This is a genomic window from Rothia mucilaginosa, assembly GCF_001061665.1.
Classification (GTDB): domain Bacteria; phylum Actinomycetota; class Actinomycetes; order Actinomycetales; family Micrococcaceae; genus Rothia; species Rothia mucilaginosa_A.
In genome coordinates this window covers 48,637-65,207 of sequence record NZ_JVSP01000003.1, presented here as the reverse complement: position 1 = coordinate 65,207, position 16,571 = coordinate 48,637, and the positions used below count along the sequence as shown (strand labels likewise).

The 16,571-nt window shown below is 59.8% G+C and carries 17 protein-coding genes; 6 read left to right on the top strand and 11 right to left on the bottom strand.

The window, feature by feature from the left end; genetic code table 11:
- Positions 1–27: 27 nt before the first annotated feature.
- The 9 genes from ADJ95_RS09015 to ADJ95_RS02570 all read right to left on the bottom strand — a co-directional run bounded on the left by ADJ95_RS09015 (position 28) and on the right by ADJ95_RS02570 (position 9,466).
- On the bottom strand, positions 28–522 hold the full coding sequence (locus tag ADJ95_RS09015) for a HEPN domain-containing protein (protein WP_080974922.1): 495 nt from the start codon (positions 520–522) through the stop codon (positions 28–30).
- The gene (locus ADJ95_RS09235) at positions 503–1,129 is read right to left on the bottom strand and encodes an ArsR family transcriptional regulator (protein WP_141761786.1); all 627 of its coding nucleotides are present in this window, start codon (positions 1,127–1,129) and stop codon (positions 503–505) included. Before ADJ95_RS09235 ends, ADJ95_RS09015 begins: the two co-directional genes overlap by 20 nt.
- Positions 1,130–1,161: 32 nt before the next feature.
- The gene (locus tag ADJ95_RS02600) at positions 1,162–1,803 is read right to left on the bottom strand and encodes a VanZ family protein (protein ID WP_049332289.1); all 642 of its coding nucleotides are present in this window, start codon (positions 1,801–1,803) and stop codon (positions 1,162–1,164) included.
- A gap of 223 nt (positions 1,804–2,026) precedes the next feature.
- Entirely contained in the window at positions 2,027–2,479 is a 453-nt protein-coding gene (locus ADJ95_RS02595; RefSeq protein ID WP_049332288.1) for a fluoride efflux transporter FluC, read from the bottom strand.
- Entirely contained in the window at positions 2,479–2,955 is a 477-nt protein-coding gene (locus ADJ95_RS02590) for a fluoride efflux transporter FluC (protein ID WP_049332287.1), read from the bottom strand. The genes ADJ95_RS02595 and ADJ95_RS02590 overlap by 1 nt, the downstream gene beginning before the upstream one ends.
- A gap of 93 nt (positions 2,956–3,048) precedes the next feature.
- Positions 3,049–5,835, bottom strand: coding sequence for an MMPL family transporter (locus ADJ95_RS02585; RefSeq protein ID WP_049332285.1), 2,787 nt, complete (start codon positions 5,833–5,835; stop codon positions 3,049–3,051).
- Positions 5,836–6,045: 210 nt separating this feature from the next.
- On the bottom strand, positions 6,046–6,747 hold the full coding sequence (locus tag ADJ95_RS02580) for a TetR/AcrR family transcriptional regulator (RefSeq protein WP_049332284.1): 702 nt from the start codon (positions 6,745–6,747) through the stop codon (positions 6,046–6,048).
- 153 nt (positions 6,748–6,900) lie between these two features.
- Positions 6,901–8,562: a sensor histidine kinase gene (locus tag ADJ95_RS02575; protein ID WP_053088802.1), complete on the bottom strand. Its 1,662-nt coding sequence runs from the start codon at positions 8,560–8,562 to the stop codon at positions 6,901–6,903.
- 160 nt (positions 8,563–8,722) lie between these two features.
- Complete coding sequence (locus tag ADJ95_RS02570) at positions 8,723–9,466, bottom strand: response regulator transcription factor (RefSeq protein ID WP_049332283.1); 744 nt, start codon at positions 9,464–9,466, stop codon at positions 8,723–8,725.
- Positions 9,467–9,751: 285 nt separating this feature from the next.
- Here ADJ95_RS02570 and ADJ95_RS02565 point away from each other — a divergent pair, with 285 nt between their 5' ends.
- From ADJ95_RS02565 to ADJ95_RS02540, 6 genes are all read left to right on the top strand, one after another.
- On the top strand, positions 9,752–10,615 hold the full coding sequence (locus ADJ95_RS02565; RefSeq protein WP_049332282.1) for a PRD domain-containing protein: 864 nt from the start codon (positions 9,752–9,754) through the stop codon (positions 10,613–10,615).
- A 608-nt stretch (positions 10,616–11,223) separates the two neighbouring features.
- Entirely contained in the window at positions 11,224–12,219 is a 996-nt protein-coding gene (locus ADJ95_RS02560; RefSeq protein ID WP_049332281.1) for a mannose/fructose/sorbose PTS transporter subunit IIA, read from the top strand.
- Positions 12,216–13,082, top strand: a complete 867-nt coding sequence (locus ADJ95_RS02555; protein ID WP_049332280.1) for a PTS mannose/fructose/sorbose transporter subunit IIC — start codon at positions 12,216–12,218, stop codon at positions 13,080–13,082. Before ADJ95_RS02560 ends, ADJ95_RS02555 begins: the two co-directional genes overlap by 4 nt.
- An 11-nt stretch (positions 13,083–13,093) precedes the next feature.
- Complete coding sequence (locus ADJ95_RS02550; RefSeq protein ID WP_049332279.1) at positions 13,094–13,948, top strand: PTS system mannose/fructose/sorbose family transporter subunit IID; 855 nt, start codon at positions 13,094–13,096, stop codon at positions 13,946–13,948.
- 171 nt (positions 13,949–14,119) lie between these two features.
- On the top strand, positions 14,120–14,893 hold the full coding sequence (locus ADJ95_RS02545; protein ID WP_049332277.1) for an HAD-IIB family hydrolase: 774 nt from the start codon (positions 14,120–14,122) through the stop codon (positions 14,891–14,893).
- 156 nt (positions 14,894–15,049) lie between these two features.
- Positions 15,050–15,553, top strand: coding sequence for a hypothetical protein (locus tag ADJ95_RS02540; protein ID WP_192830498.1), 504 nt, complete (start codon positions 15,050–15,052; stop codon positions 15,551–15,553).
- Positions 15,554–15,656: 103 nt separating this feature from the next.
- Here the strand turns inward: ADJ95_RS02540 and ADJ95_RS02535 are convergent, their stop codons facing one another.
- Positions 15,657–15,980, bottom strand: coding sequence for an ATPase (locus ADJ95_RS02535; protein WP_049332276.1), 324 nt, complete (start codon positions 15,978–15,980; stop codon positions 15,657–15,659).
- A 9-nt stretch (positions 15,981–15,989) separates the two neighbouring features.
- Entirely contained in the window at positions 15,990–16,487 is a 498-nt protein-coding gene (locus ADJ95_RS02530) for a hypothetical protein (protein WP_049332275.1), read from the bottom strand.
- Positions 16,488–16,571: the final 84 nt, after the last annotated feature.

The window sequence follows — 16,571 nt, the reverse complement described above, 5'->3', positions numbered from 1 at the left end:
TTCAGGGGTGCCGAAAAGAAATACAGTCTAGAAAGGTCCCAGCTTAGGAATAAAAAGAGTCATCTCCTGAACGATATACTCTGCATCTTCCAAAGCCTCTTCAGCTTCCTCCACAGCTATAGGCTCATAATCCAGACCGGGATACTCAACCTCATGACGAGTTCGACGCAAGCGAGAATACAGCTTACCCACCACATCATGAGGGCCTCGCTGAGCACGCAAGGCATCACCCACCACGATATGACCTCCCCGAGTAGTTGGACGCAGCCCCTGCACCGCCAAGGCGGCAGTCATCGCCAACCTCGAAGCATCATAGAGGAGCGTATAGGCACCTTCCGGATCATCAACTACCAGACGACGCGCTGTCTTTAGATGCCGACGAGCACGCAACAACAGACCTTGAGCATGCTCACGATTTACAGCGACCCGTTCCAACTCACCGGCATCAATCAGCTCAAGAATGCGCTCCCGGCCAACAGTCCAAGGACCAGGAGTCGGGGCGTTAGGCTTCAGCGTCGACATCGTTCACCTCCAGCTGCCCAAAGAGAACCTCCATAGGACGCGACCGCACAGTCTGCACGAAGCCATCCTGCGAGTTCCAAGCCTCAGGAGATAGCCGCTTCACGTTTACTTCATACCCAAGCTTCTGCTCAGCATCATCGATAGCCTCATACAGCTTCTGCCGTGAAGGGGAGCCCACAACCAGCACATCAATATCGTTCGGCACGTGCCCAGCCACCCCAGAACGACGGCTAGCCCACGAGCCATAAATAGCGGCACCCTCAATATTGGAAACACCCTGCAAAGTATCCCGGAGCACCGGAACAGGACCATAAGTTACCAGAATCAACTGACGCATCGCCTGGCCCACCGGATTATCAACCTTGGCTTGCACCATACGGGTCCTACCAACATTCTGGACAGTCACCAGACCAGATTGATTTAGACGATTCACTTCTCGGGAAACAGTCGGCAATGATGCACGTGTCGCATCAGCAATCTGTGACACCGTGTATTGCTGCTCAGGGTGAGAGAACAGCAATGCCATCACTTCACCCTGCAGGTCACTACGCAAGATGGGAAGGAGGCTAGGAGCAGATGTTTTCATAACATGAATTATATCAATCATGTTATGAAAACGTCTGGCAATCCAAGAATCTGCTACGCCGAGGCGGATGCCATCTCCAGTACCCGCTCGCGCTTAGCCGCGCGGTGCTTCCGAATTGCGCGCACCGTCCAGACGCAGACCGCGCCAAGGACCGCACCGGTGGTGTTGTTCACGATATCGTCCACGTCGAAGGTGCGGTAGGTGAAGCCTGCCAGGCCCCAGTTACCGGTCAGCTGGCTCAGCTCAATGAAGGTCGACAGCGCGAAGCCGCTCAGAGCCGTGGCGCGTAGTCCCCAGCGCAGGCAGCCCGCGGTGAAGAAGCCCAGCGGAATGAACATCGCGATGTTGAAGAAGAGCTGTGCGTACACGGTCGTCGCGAAGCGGCGCAGACCCATGCCTTCGGTCAGGTTCCAGGCCTGCTGCCAGCTCCAGCCCACGTAGAAGCGCGGGTAGTACAGCTCGGGGTTTGTGACGCTATTTGCGCTACCGATTGGGGTGAGCGTCAGCGAAAGAATCGAGGATAGGAACAGCGCGAACAGGGCCGTTATCACGTACTGTTTTGCGTGATGCGCTCGTCCCGTCTTCTTGGCGCGCAGGCGCATCGCCACAAACCCGATGAGGGTCAGAGCGATTGTGAGCATCGCAATTTCAAGGGCGAAGGTGCCTATCATGTGCTTATTCAGTAGTTCCTGCATGCCGTGTATCCCTAGTGTCGTGAGATTGAAATATACGCACTCCACCCGCATATATATCTGTTCATTCATATATTTTAGGTGGTATATAGCGGGCTTCCGTTCGTGCCCGTCGCATATCGTTCACCACCAGTGTAAAAGACGGCTCTATGGGTTACCCTTAGTAAAACTGTGAAAAAGCTGTGCGGTAGCCGTTCACCGTTAAACCGTCTAACGACTCAGCGCATCAGTACAGAACATCCGGCGGGAACACCGGCGCGATATAGCGCCCAAAAATCAGGCTAAACAGCCAGGCGCCCACAATCGCGGCCACCATGGCGCCCAAAACCTGCACCAGCCACAGCATCAGGAACTTGACGGTCTTCCCCTCGGAGCGAGCCGTCAACGCCTCTACCATGGCGGTCGAGAAGGTCGTAAAACCACCCAGCATGCCGGTCGTAATCACCGTGCACCAGAACGCCACCTGATCCGTAGCGTTGTAGTGCACGCCCAGCGCACGCGGATTCGAAACCGGCATAATCAGCAGGCCGTACAGGAACGAACCCACCAGGTTAATGACGAACACCGGGCTAATAATCGAGGACTCCGTGCGCAGGCGAGGAGACATCGCCTTATCCAGGAAGAAGCGGGTCATCGCTCCCAGACCGCCGCAGATAAAAATCATCAGGGAGAAAAACATTAGCGACCCTCCTCGTTTTCGGTCCCAGGCTCCTCATTGGGTAAGACGTGCACCAGCCTCGCGGCCAGCATGCGGCCCACAAGCATGCCGGAGGCCGCGGCCGCCAGGCCACCCACCAGCAGCACCAGAATCGCCAGCACCATGTACCCGCCGTGCACCGTGTACGGCAGAAAAATCGTCTGCGCCATGACCGCGGCGATAGACGAATAGGTCGTGTAGCCACCCATCATTCCGGCACCAAAGAGCAGGCGGAAGGAGTGAATTCGATCCTCACCATCGCGCGCCGCGTACGCGTTCCATAGAACCGTCAGCAAACCCATGGTGAACGAGCCCAGAAGATTCGCCACCAGTACGCCACCTGGGGTGTGCACGCGGCACAGTGCACCCAGGCCGCCGCCCAAAAAGACAAGAAAAGGGGCAGGTACACGGTTTAGAACGACCCCTATCCTCTGCCGGATACTCGCGCGGTTCCTCATCACCGTGTACCTGCCCTTTCGAGTCGTATTAGTCTTCAGTGTGCGCCGTGGTGCGTAAACGCATACTAATACTTTAGCGGCTACTCGAGCTTGTCACCTGAGTTTGTTGTCCGAGCCTGCACCGGCAGACTCTCGCTCGTGCTGAATCTTCTCACTCAGTGCGGCGCCCTCAACGTCCATATTCGGGGTGAGGCGGTCCAGCCACTTCGGCATCCACCACGCCTTATCACCCAGCAGAGCCATAATCGCCGGGGTCAGCGTCATGCGCACGATGAACGCATCCACCAGCACACCGAACGCCAGGCCGAAGCCCATCGGGCGAATCATGGTCGATTCAGCGAAGATGAAGCCGCCAAACACCGAAATCATGATGATCGCGGCAGCCACCACCACGCGCACCGCGTGGTTATAGCCACTCACAATGGCGGTCGCCGCGTCCTTACCGTGCACGTATGCTTCACGCATGCCGGTCACCAGGAACATCTGGTAATCCATGGCAAGGCCGAAGAGAATACCGATGAGCAGGGTCGGCAGGAAGGACAGCACCGGGCCCGGGTGATCCACCCCGAAGAGGGAACTCATGAAGCCCAGCTGGTAAATCGACACGACGGCACCGAAGCTTGCCAGCACCGAGAAGAGGAAGCCCATCGAGGCAACCAGCGGAACCAGAATCGAGCGGAACACCAGGATCAGCACCAGGAAGGACAGGCCCATCACCACACCCAGGTACAGGGGTAGCTTCTGGGCGAGCACCTCGGAGACGTCGATATTGCCGCTGGTCTGGCCCGCAACACCGAGAGACACCTCGGAGCCCTGCACCGGCACGGTCACGGCGCGCAACTCATGGACAAGCTCTTCGGTCTCCACGGAGCTTGCACTGTGGGCAGGAATCACCTGGAAAATCATGAGGGTGCGGTCGTCCGTCATGCCGCCGGGAACCACAGCCTGCACGTTCGCACCACCGCGCTCCTTCACCGCAGAGGCGATATCAATCTGCGCCTGCTCCTCGCTCATGTTCGCGGGGGTATGCGCAACCGCAACAAGCGGAGAGCTCATACCCTCACCGAACTTGTCCTTGATGAGTGCGTACGACTTATACGCGGCGCTATCGGAGGGGTAGTTCGAGGCGTCCGGCAGGCCCAGACGCATCTGAGACATAGGGGCGGCAACCGCCAGCAGCGCCAGCGTACCCACCACCAGGGTCAGTAGCGGACGCGCCAGCACGAGGCGCAACCAGCCGTTCGGCTTCTCGGTGCGGTCGGCATCCTGCGCACGGCGTTCCGCAATCTTCTGCGGGGTATCGATGGAAGCCCACAGCTTCTTCGACATGACCTTGGTACCCGCCAGGGACAGCACCGCCGGGGTAAGGGTAACCGCAATCAGGGCGGCAACGACCACGCAGAACGCGGCGGCGTTACCCATCACGCCCAGGAAGGGAATACCGGTCACGTTCAGCGCCACCAGCGCAATAATCACGGTGGTCGCCGCAAAAATCACGGCGTTACCGCTCGTTCCGTTCGCCAGGGCAATCGCCTGGTTCTTCGGCATGCCCTCCAGCAGGTTCGTGCGGTAGCGGTTCAGGATGAACAGGGAATAGTCGATGCCGACCGCCAGGCCGAGCATCAGGCCCAGGGTGTAGGCAGTGGAGCTCATCTGAATGATGGAGGACAGGGAGAGCGTGCCGAGCACACCCACCACCACGCCCACCAGAGACATGAGAATCGGCAGGCCGGCCGCCACGAGGGTACCGAGCATGACCATGAGCACGATGAAGGCGATGACCATACCCGCCACCTCACCGGTGTGCGAGCCGCCGCCGAGCGCGGATTCGCTCAGGTTCGCGTCGAAGTGGACGGTTGCCCCGTGCAGGTTCGTCGACTCAATGTCGGACATGACCTTCTGCAATTCGGCGGACGGCACCTCGTAAATCTTCTTCTTAAACGAGACAGTCGCAATCGCCGTGGACTGATCCTCAGAGACCATACGGTAGCCGGAGGCGAAGTCGTACAGCTTCTGCTGGCGCTCCAGCTGCTCACGCTGGGCGGGCAGCTCGCTCTCGGTCTTCTGCAACTGAGTGCGCTGTTCGTCCAGCTTCTTCTGGCCCTCGGCCAGTTCCTCCTTTTTGGAGGCGATTTCCGAGCGACCCGCATCGACCTGCTTCTGGCTTTCAGTCAGGGTTTCACGCTGCTGGTTGAGGGCGTTCTGCTGCGCGGTCAGCTGCGCCTGCTGAGCGTTCAGCTGTTCCATCATCTCGGCGGGTGAGCCTGCCGCCTCAGCCTGAGCGTAGCCGTTCTTCAGCTGCGCCTGGGCATCGTCCAGCTGCTTCTGTGCGGAGGCTAGCTGATCCTGCCCCGAGGTAATCTGCGCCTGCGAGTCGTCGAGCTTCTTTTCGTTCTCGGCAATCTGCTTGGTGCCCTCTTCAATCTGGGATGCGGCGCCACTCAGCTGCTTTTTACCGTCCTCAATTTGGGCGGGGGCGGCGTCAATCTTGGCGTGTGCCTCGTCGAGCTGGGTTTTTGCCTCGGCAAGCTTGGAGGTGGTAGTGAACGGGTCGGTGACCGCATCCACGGAAGAAACCTCGCCGGTGAGCTTGTTCAGCGCGGTGGAGAACGCCTGCTTCTGCTCCTCGGTGAGGGCGGTGCCGTCGCCCGTAGTGAGGATGATCTGCCCGGAGCCGCGGTTGGCACTCGGGAAGCGCTGGGCGAGCTCATCGGAGAGCTGCTGGGTCTGCGTTCCGGGCATGGTGAAGGTGTTACTGAGCTTGCCGTGGAACGCGGTGTAGGCGCCGGCTACACCCGCGATGACAAGCGTCCAAGTGAGGATAACGGCCCACGCTCGGCGGGTGGCGAAGTTGCCGATGCGATAAAGCCATGTTGCCATGATGAATTCCTTGAGGTGGGGTAGAAGGATCGGTGAATAAGCGGGTCGCGGCGTGCGACTTCCAGGTCTTGCGAATGCATCGTCAGGCAGGTCAGCTGTAGAGACAAAACAGACGCGTACTCCCGCTCCAGATGCCCCCGTTAGGTGCCGTGTGGCCACCTGTCGGAAGACCCCGGAACGGGAGTATCCGTCTACTAGTGTTTTACGTTTTTAGGCTGCAAATTCGCCCTGGACCAGGCGACCCAGGTAGTCGAGGGCCTCGAGAACGCACTGGCGCATCGCTTCGATAGCGAGCGTTTCAGGGTGGGTGCCTTCGGGTGCTTCTGCCGCGACCTTGGCCGTCACTTCTTCAGCGCGGGTGAGGTAGTAGTACACGCCCTCACCGATGGTTTCGGAGAGGTTCGAGGCGAACACGGCGACGCGCAGGTAGGGCAGGTCGGGGTAGGCCTCGAGGTACTTCTCCAGGAAGATGTCGTAGGTGCGTTCTAGGATGACGTGGGAGTACTCCTCGAACTTTGCGGGGCTGTCCATCTCGAGCGCGTAGAGCAGCTGGGCGAAGGGAGCGATGTACTCCTCCAGGGTGCTGCTCATGAAAACGTTGTGGGCGATGGAGAGCATCTCGGTCTCCATGCTGGGGTTCTGTCCGGAGACGGTGAAGTCGCTCTCTTCAAAGATGCGGTTGAAGTACTGGTTCAGGCGGGTAACCAACACGTCGTCGACGGACGCGAAATGGTTAAAGATGGTGCGGCGGGAGACGCCGGCGCGTTCGGCGAGCGCTTCGGCGTTCAGCGCGCCGTAGCCGCCTTCAAGAATGAGGGATTCTGCAGCTTCGACAATTGCGATGCGATTCTCCGCTTTGCGGGCAGAGCGCTTATCTGCAATGTTTGCGGGGGATTCAACGAGTTTTGCCATAGTTTCACAATACGTGCAATTTGCACTGCCAGCAAATAATAAACGGGTTAGATTCACCACATATCTGCACTGGAGGAAATAACTCTCAGGTGTAGATTGAAACTTTACATGGCGATTGTCCGCCGAGATTTACCATCCCGACCCCGCCGCACCCTACGATTCGACGGATTCCAGCGGCAGTCGCACCGTAAAGACGGTGTGTCCGGGCTGGCTCTGCACCTGAATTGAGCCGCCATGCGCCTGCACAATAGCCTGCACGATAGCCAACCCCAGACCGGTCGTACCATCCGAGCCGGAGCGTGCCTTATCCGCACGCGTAAAGCGGTCAAAAATTTTCGGCAGGAAGTCCGGGGCAATACCCGGGCCGTTATCAACCACCGAAATCACCGCCTCACGGCGGGTGTGGTCCACAGAAAGTCCCGCAATCACACGCGTTCCCTCATCCGTGTGCTTGCGCGCGTTCGAGAGCAAATTCAGGATGACGCGCTGCATCTGGGAGCGGTCCGCAACCACCTCGACGGGCTCATGGGGCACATCCAGGTGCCACACGTGGGTGCGGGCGGCCGCCTGCATATCCGAGGTACATTCGACGAGCAATTCCGTCAGGTCCACGGTTTCCAGCTTGGGTTCGCGCCCCTCGTCCAGGCGCGCGAGGGTCAGCAGGTCCTCCACGAGGCGAGACATGCGCTCGGTCTGCGAGTCGATGCGGGCGAGCGAGGACTGCCCGGAGTCGCTGAGCGGTTCGGTCCAGCGCAGCATGTCGGAGTATCCCTTAATGGCCGCCAGCGGCGTGCGGAGCTCGTGCGAGGCGTCCGCAATGAAGGCGCGAATCTGATGTTCGGTTCTCTCGCGCACCTCCAGCGCCGAGTTCACGTTATCCAACAGCTGGTTGAGGGCGTAGCCCACCGCGCCGACCTCGGTGCGAGGGTCAGAATCGCGGGGCTCCACGCGCACGGCCGATGAAATCGTGTGTTCCTCAAGATCCAGGTGCGCCACATCCGTCGCCACCGCGGAGACGCGCTCGAGCGGCTTCATGGTGCGGCGAATAATGTAGGATCCGGCTACGCCCGCACCCACCATCACGGCGATTGACCCGATGGACACGACGATCACAAAGATGGTGAGGGTCTGTTGCACGTTATGGAGGGGGATGCCAACCACCTGCGCGTCGGAATCGCTGCTTGCCTTCGGGGTGATCCGAATGAGGTAGGTGCCCGCCTCCAGCTTGACCTCACGCTCTTCGCTCTTAGTGGAGTTCAGGGCCAGGGTTCCGAGAGTTACCTGGTCGTTGGCGGAGAGGCTCTGAATGGTACCGTCACTGCCCAGCTTGCTGGCGATCTCGACCGACCCCTCGGAGTCCACACAGGTGATGAGGGTTCCCGAGGCCTGACCGGGCGCGAAGATGGACTTATCCTTCTTCAGATCGTCGCAGTCCACTTCTTCCTGCTTACCATTGCGCGAGGTGGGCTGCACCACGCGGTGACTGGTTTCCTTAAGGTTGCTTTCAGCCTGCTGATAGAGGGAGTTCTGCAGGGTGACGTAGGTTGACAGACCAATGATGAGGCAGGCCACGCCGAGCGCCATCACCAGGATCGCGATGAGGCGCGAACGCAGGTGCGGCACGTACCCCATTTCCTCGGGGGAGGCGTCGGGGTTCTTCATGCTCCGCCAAGCCGCGCGGAAGCGAATGTAGAGGTGCTTCATCGAGGCTATGCGCCCTAGGCCGGTGCGGCCATCACGGGTGTCACCGGTGCGGAGGCGACGGGTGGGCTCGGCATCGTGGGAGCCGGAATCACCGGGCGTGTAGGCGCTCATAAACACCTTTCTTTCTACATTCTAAATACGGAATACAACCACTGTGGCGCGGCATTTCCGGGAATACTCGCATACTCCGGAACATACCGCGCCACCTGAGCAGATAGTGCGGAACGGATAGCACCTACCCGTTCCAAGACGTTGAAAAACGACGTCGAAATTACAGTGCCGGACGCAGCACGTAACCGGCACCGCGCACCGTGTGAATCATCGGTTCACGGCCGACGTCAATCTTCTTACGCAGGTACGAAATGTACAGCTCGACAATATTGGCCTGGCCGCCAAAATCGTAGTTCCAGACGTTATCCAGAATCTGGCTCTTGGAGACCACGCGCTTCGCGTTTTCCATGAGGTAGCGCAGCAGGTCGAACTGGGTTGCGGTGAGGGTAATCTGCTCACCGCCGCGGGTGACCTCGCGGGTGTCCTGGTTCAGCACCAGGTCGCCCACCACCAGCTCAGCGTCATCGATGGCGGCCACGCCGGAACGCTGCACCAGGCGATGCAGTCGAATCATGACCTCCTCCATAGAGAAGGGCTTGGTCACATAGTCATCGGCGCCGGCGGCCAGGCCCTCGATACGGTTATCCACCGAATCCTTAGCGGTCAGGAACAGGCAGGGCACCTCGGGGTAGAACTTGCGGATGCGGTTGAGCAGCTCCAAACCGTCGAAGCCGGGCATCATGATATCCAGCACCAGCACATCGGGTCGCCAGTCGCGGGCAATGTTCAGCGCGGAGGGGCCGTCGCCGGCGGATTGCACTTCCCAGCCAATCATCTTCAGAGCCATGCTGACGAGTTCTTTCAGCATCTCCTCATCATCGACGACGAGGGCCCGGATGGGGCTACCATCCGGGTGCTCCAGGGCGGGAAGGTTCTTTGCGATTTCGGTTGCTTTACTGCTCATAGGTCTAGGGTACCGCGAGGAATCTCACTCGGGCGTGCCGAACGAATATTTTCGCGGCAAACATATGGAACGCATGTGCCGGTCACAGCTGATACACAGATTGCAGGGATTTCTCTTCGGGCCAGTCCGTACCCCCTTCAGTCGGCCGGTCTCTTCTGTAAAATTTGTACTAGATTAGGTGACGCTCAATCGCTTTTTGCGGTGCCGCCACCGGCTCTTTTTCCGGGCGTTACGCACCGATAACCGACTACCGCACGACCGTCGCATCACCGCAGAGGAGGGCGCATGCGCATCAGCCGCATTTACAACAACAATGTCGCCCTCACCGTGAATCACCTCGGCCAGGAGGCCGTGGTAATTGGCCGTGGCATCGCCTTTGGCAAGCGCAAGGGGCAGATGATTGATCCTGCCGCGGTCGAACAGACCTTTGTGCCCGAGCGGGGCATGTCGGGCGAGCGCCTCAGCCTGACCCTTTCCGAGATTCCCGCCGAGATTCTGTCCATCGCCACGGGTCTGGAATCACGCGTGCGTGCTGACGGGGTGCTGGAGCTCTCGAATTCTTTCATCATTCCCCTGGCTGATCACCTGCACTACGCGGTGATGCGTGCCCGCGAGGGGGTACGCGTGGACTACCCGCTCGCTCCCGAGGTGACGCTCCTGTACCCGCGCGAGGTGGAGTACGGCCGTTCGGTGATTGCCGCGGTGCGCAAGCGCCTGCAGGTTCAGATGGATCCCGGCGAGGCCATTCCGCTGGCGTTGCACCTGGTCAACGCGCAATTTGCGACGGCGGATATGTCGCAAGCCTTCCGCATGACGGAGGTGTTCGCGCAGGTTTTCGAGATTATTGAGGCCAGCTACGAGCGCACACTTGACCCGGATTCCGTGAGCGCGGCCCGCTTTATCACGCACCTGCGCTACCTCTTCGTGCGCGCTAGTCGAGAGGGTGGGCCCCAGGAAATTGATGGTGTCTCGCAGCCGAGCCTTTTGGCCGCTCTGCGTGCGGATGCGCCCCGCGCCTTCGCCTGCGCGCAGAAGGTTCTGCTGGTGTTGCAGATGCAGCTGAATCATTCGCTGACTCGGGACGAGCTGACCTATCTGACGATTCATATTGCCCGCCTGGCTCGCGAAATGTGGGGTATCAAGGAGTAGCGGTCGGTACCGGCCGGGGTGTGGCCGTTAAAGGCGGTTTATTGTATTCGTGAATATTCGGGATTACGAGGATACATGTTGGCGGGTGCCTTCATCGCGCTTTAGCGCGTCGAGTAATTTTTAAAAGTGGCGATTTCAATCGGGGCGCCCCTGAAATACCATTCCGTGGACAGACCACAGAAAAATGTTGGGTTTTTCTAAATCCCACACGTTTTACTATTACAGCCTCCCCTGCGAGGTATTTTCCTTGTAAATATTTTTCCGCTTTCTTGGATTTCCGATATTTTATGTCAAACGTGTGACAGATTCATCCAGCGACTCACCTTTAAAACATCAATATTTCTATTTTGGGGGCGGAATAGCGCTTCTTCTCACTATCCTCCGAGCACTTCAAGCTTTTCTTCTCGAGATTTTCGGACGCACTAAAAATACGCGTTTCGAGGCCCGAAAACCCATATTCCAACACCGGTAAAAACGTCACGGAAACCTAAAGTGAGCATCCTTGAAAAAACCCACAAAACAAAAACCGAAAATGCTACCATACGAGGGTTACGGGACCCTGAACGGGGTTCATAACACACACCCAATACGCATACGAGAGGACCATTATGGTCACCATCATTGTGGCGGCACACGGCGAGTCGGCCCCGGCTCTGCTGAAGACCGCCGGCATGATCCTCGGTAACTTCGAAAACGTCCACCCGGTCACCTTCCTGCCGGGCCAGGGCCCCGAAGATCTCGTCGAAGAGTACACCCGCATCGTTGAGGCATCTGAAGCAGAAGAAACCCTGCTGCTCGTTGACCTCTTCGGTGGTAGCCCCTACAACGCCGGTGCGCAGTTCGCGGCCACCCGCGAGGGCGTGGATGTCGTCTCCGGCGTCAACGTACCGATGCTCATCGAGGTTATTTCCGCCGCCGGACGCAAGAGCGCAACCCTCAAGTCCCTGGTCGCTAAGGCGCACAAGGCCGGCACCAAGGGTATTCGCTCCTTCCAGGATGCGAACCAGCCTGCGGCCGCCAAGCCCGCCGAGGCGAAGCCCGCCGAGGCGAAGCCCGCCGAGGCTAAGGCCGCAGAAGTTCCGGCCGCCCAGCAGGTTCCCGGCGGCACCATGGACGCCGTCTTCACCCGCATCGATTCCCGCCTGATTCACGGCCAGGTGGCGGGCACCTGGGTTCCGTTCATCGCGCCGCAGACCTTCATCGCGGCCTCCGATAACGCGGCACACGACAAGCTACGCAAGTCCCTGCTGTTGCAGGTCGCGCCGGCGGGCGTGAAGACCAACGTCCTGGATATCGCCAAGGCGGGCCGCGTGTACAACAATCCCAAGTACACCGGCATGAAGACCATGTTCGTCGTGGAATCCCCCGTCGACGTGGTGCGACTGCTCGACGAAGGCGTCAAGATCGACGAAGTGAACGTTGGTGGCGTCACCTTCAAGACCGGCATGGTTCAGCTTTCGGACGCCGTGTACGCCTCCGAGGAGCACCTCGAGGCCTACCGCGAACTCCTCAAGCGCGGCGTGAAGCTGACCGTGCAGCAGCTGCCCAACCACTCCCCGGTTGATCTGGCAAAGATTCTCAAGCAGAAAGGCCTGGACGCATGACCCCCCTGACGTTTATTCTCGTTGTTCTCGTGGCGTTCATCGCGGGCGTCGCATCCGTGGTGGACGAACGCCAGTTCCACCGCCCCCTCGTGGCATGTACCCTCATGGGCCTCGCGCTCGGCGACCTACCCACCGGCATTATGCTCGGTGGTTTCCTGGAGCTCATCGCACTGGGCTGGATGAACGTCGGTGCGGCAATGGCTCCCGACTCGGCTCTGGCCTCCACCATCTCCGCCCTTGTCGTGATTCAGGGCCACCAGAACATCGACACCGGTATCGCCATCGCCGTGCCGCTGGCCGCAGCCGGACAGGTTCTGACCATCTTCGTTCGTACCATTACGGTGTTCTTCCAGCACCAGGCCGATAATTTCGCCAAGACGGCTAACTTCCGCGGTATCGAGCTGATGCACCTCAGCGGTATGGCCCTGCAGGGTCTGCGCGTGGCTATCCCGACCGCTATTGTGGCGCTGATTAGCTCCGACGAGCTGACCCGCCTGCTGAACATGATTCCCGCCGAGGTGACCACCGGTCTGCGCATCGCCGGCGGCATGATCACCGTGGTCGGTTTCGCAATGGTCATCAACATGATGCGTTCGAAGGCCCTCATGCCCTTCTTCTTCCTCGGCTTCATCGCCGCCGCCGCTATCCCGGCAACCCAGTCGATTGTGCCGCTACCCGGCGGAAGCTCAAAGGACGTCCTCGTGGCACTGTCCACCCCGGCACAGTTCAACCTGGTTGCTATCGGCCTGGTCGGCGCCTGCCTGGGTCTGCTGTACACGCAGCTGAACCCGCTCTTCCACAAGAGTGAGGCACCCGCCGTAGCACCGGCCGCCGCCAATGACCTCGACAACGAGCTCGAATAAGGAGCATCACCATGACTGAAAACAAGAACGTCGAGCTCGTTGAAGTTCCCGAGCTCACCCAGCGCGATAAGGTCGACACCTACATCCGCTCCACTTTCCTGCTCGGTTCGTTCAACTTCGAACGCATGCAGTCCATCGGTTTCGCGGTTTCCATGATTCCGGCCATTAAGCGCTTCTACACCAAGAAAGAAGACCAGGCGGAGGCGCTGACCCGCCACCTGGAGTTCTTCAACACCCAGCCGTGGGTTGCATCCTCGATTATGGGTGTGACCGCTGCGATGGAACGCGAGAAGGCAGCCGGTAAGGACATCGACGAAGCCGCCATCACCAACGTTAAGGTGGGCCTGATGGGCCCACTGGCCGGTGTGGGCGACCCGATTTTCTGGGGTACCGCACGTATTGTGCTGGCGGCTCTGGGCGCATCCCTGGCGGTGACCGGCAATATTCTGGGCCCGCTGCTGTTCTTCTTCGGCATGACCGCAATTCGTTGGGCAACCCGCTGGTACGGCTTCAAGTACGGCTACGAGAAGGGCACCCAGATTGTGACCGAGGCGGGCGGCAACACCCTGCAGAAGATTACTCAGGGCGCCTCCGTGATGGGCCTGTTCGTGATGGGTGCTCTGGTGTACCGCTGGACGAGCGTGAACATTCCGTTGCCGCTAACCAGCTACAAGAACCAGGCTGGCGCGATGGTGGATGTGACCGTCCAGTCCGTGCTGAACGATCTGCTGCCGGGCCTGGCCTCGCTGGGTCTGTGCTTCCTGTGCATGTGGCTTCTGAAGAAGAAGATTAACGCCATCTGGTTGATTTTCGCCCTCTTCGGCGTGGGCATCCTCGGTTCGTACCTGGGATTCCTGGCCCTCTAAAAATCTGAGGGATAAACCCTTTCACCCTTCTATGAGGGCGTGAGATTCAGGGGCTATATCTCAAGTGGCGGGGGTGCGGTCGGTACACTTAAAAGTACCGGCCGCGCCCCGTTTTTTATGGGTTGCGGCGCGCAGTTCGCGGCAACGTAGCCCTTCCGTGAAGGAGTTTTGATGACCAAGTTGATGGCTTTCGATTTGGACGGCACGATCCTGTTTAACCGAGCCGTGGAGCCTGCCAATGAGCGGGCGATTGCCCGCTGGCAGGCGGAGGGTAACCTGGCGGTCTCGTGCACGGGCAAGAGCATCTTTGCCACGCAGCTGGCGTTGAACCCGACCGCCATCCGCTTCGACTACCACGTGCTGTACACCGGCGCGGTGGTGACCGACCGGGATTACCGGATTATTTACCGCCAGACCCTCCCGCTAAGCGTTGTGCGGGCCTGCTACGAGCATTTCAGCAGCGTGGACGGTGTGGCCCTGTTCGCGACGACCCTGGATAACGATTACAGCCTGTGCGACCGGGTGGGCTCCTCGACGAATATTCTGCCGGAGTTCACTCCCCTGGCACCCGAGGACCTGCAGAACCACGAGTACGTGGGTGTGCCCCTGTGGATTCCGGATGTGCAGGTCCGCGAGGCGGCGTACACCTGGATTCTTGAGCGTTTTGGCAACTCGGTGGACTGCCACAAGAACCAGGATTTCCTGGATATCGTGCCGCCCACCTGCACGAAGGGCACCGGTCTGCAGCATCTGGTGGAGTACCTGCAATCCGAGCATCCGGGCACCTCCTATGAGGTGCACACGATTGGTGACTCGTGGAACGACATCGACATGCACCGCTACGCTGACCGTTCGGCTTCCTTCAGCTACTCCCCCGACGAGGTTAAGGCCGTCACCACCGATTGCGTGGATAAGGCGTACGAGTTTATTGAGGCTTCCCTGTAGAAGCTCTCTCGGCAGCATTTAGGCGCGGCGAGCGCTGAGCCTGCCAGCCACTTCCGCGTGCTCGCCGTTTCTCTCGCGCGTGCTCGCCGCCTACTCCCCCGTTTCACGTGAAACGTCCGCTTCCCGTTACTCCCCGTGTATCCCCGTGAGGTTTCTATGTGCCCCGCTCAACCCCCAAAGAACCAGCCCGGCAAGAATCAGTCCCGGAAGAGCCAGCAGCCCGATTCTGCCCAGTCTTACGACCCGTCCAGCTTCTCCGACACTTTCCGCGCTATGGCGCGTGAATCGCTCGTGAAGAACCAGAAGAGCCGCCCGGACTCCCCCATCGTCTCGATTTCTCCGGTGCTGATTGTTTTGGGTGCCATTGCGGCGGCGCTGTACGGGCTGTGGCAGAGCTGGGCATGCCTCATTCCGCTGGTGCTGATTCTGGTGCTCATGTGGGTGCGGTACACGATGCAACGGCAGGCTCTCAGGGATTTCGCGGAGCTGGAGGCGGCACGCACCGCATGGAAGAAGACCCGGGATCGCCAGTATCTGGAACTCATGGCGGCGCAGTCCGAGCGCATCCTGAACGAAAATAAGGCGCTGACCGAGCAGGCGCGCGCCCACGTGCAGGAGTACGCCGAGTACGCGGCGCAGAGGCTCGACGCGCGGGCCTAGCCGCCAATACTACCCGCCCTAGGATATGAAGAACCCCCTCGAACCAAAGGTCTGAGGGGGTTCTTCACGTTAGCTATTGGGCGGCCTCGCAACCGAAAACGGTCTAGCGGCTTTCCTCCGCGACCGGGGTATCCGATGCTTCGGGAGCCTCGGCAGGCTCATCGGCGGCGGGGGTAACGCGCTGCACCACGGGTACCGAACGCTCCGAGAAACCGCGGCGCAGCGTGCCGGCGGCCGCGCGAGCGTCCATCGCGTAGAGCTGTTCGCGGTTGGTCAACACCACCAGGGTCATAGCGTTCAGGCACACACCAAGGATGCACAAAATCCACCCAATGAGCATGAACCGACCACCCGAGAGCACCGCGCCCGAGAGTAGCAGCGCGATGGAGACCAGGTACGCCGGGGAAAGCAGAAACTTTGTGTTCATAACCCCCACCTAGCGAACGTTCGAGCGGGGCTTCGGGGCACGGCCAGCCGCGCGGGAACGAGAAGGCAGTACACCCAGGCGACCAGCAGGGGCCTGCACGACCGGCTGAGACTCCGTGGGTTCCTCTTCGCGAGGCTCGTCCTGAGCCGTTTCGGGCTGAGCCGGCTCCGCCTCCTGCTCGTGAGCCTCCGAGGGCTGTTCGGCGGCGTGGGCGTCTTCTTCCTCACGGCGCCCGCGCTCTTCACGGCGGTGCTCGGCGCGCTCACGGATGCGGGTTTCAACGGAGGACTCCAGTCCGTCCAGGTTCGTCACGAGCGCCGGAACGGGGTCACCCTTTGCCTTACCCACCGAGAGCAGCACGGCCAGAACGTTCAGGCACAGGGCGGCAATCAGCAGAATCCATCCCAGCCACAGAACCCAGGGGGTTGAGGAGCCGATCAAGAGCGCGCCACAAAAAATCGCGCCAAGGGAGGTCAGGTACGCGGGCGAGAGAGTCTTGAAGTCCATGTCTACTTTCAATGCATTGTGAGTTTGAGAGAGCTACAGCGTGTTCAACGCTTCCTGTCCCATTTTAGGTGATGGTTGAGCGTT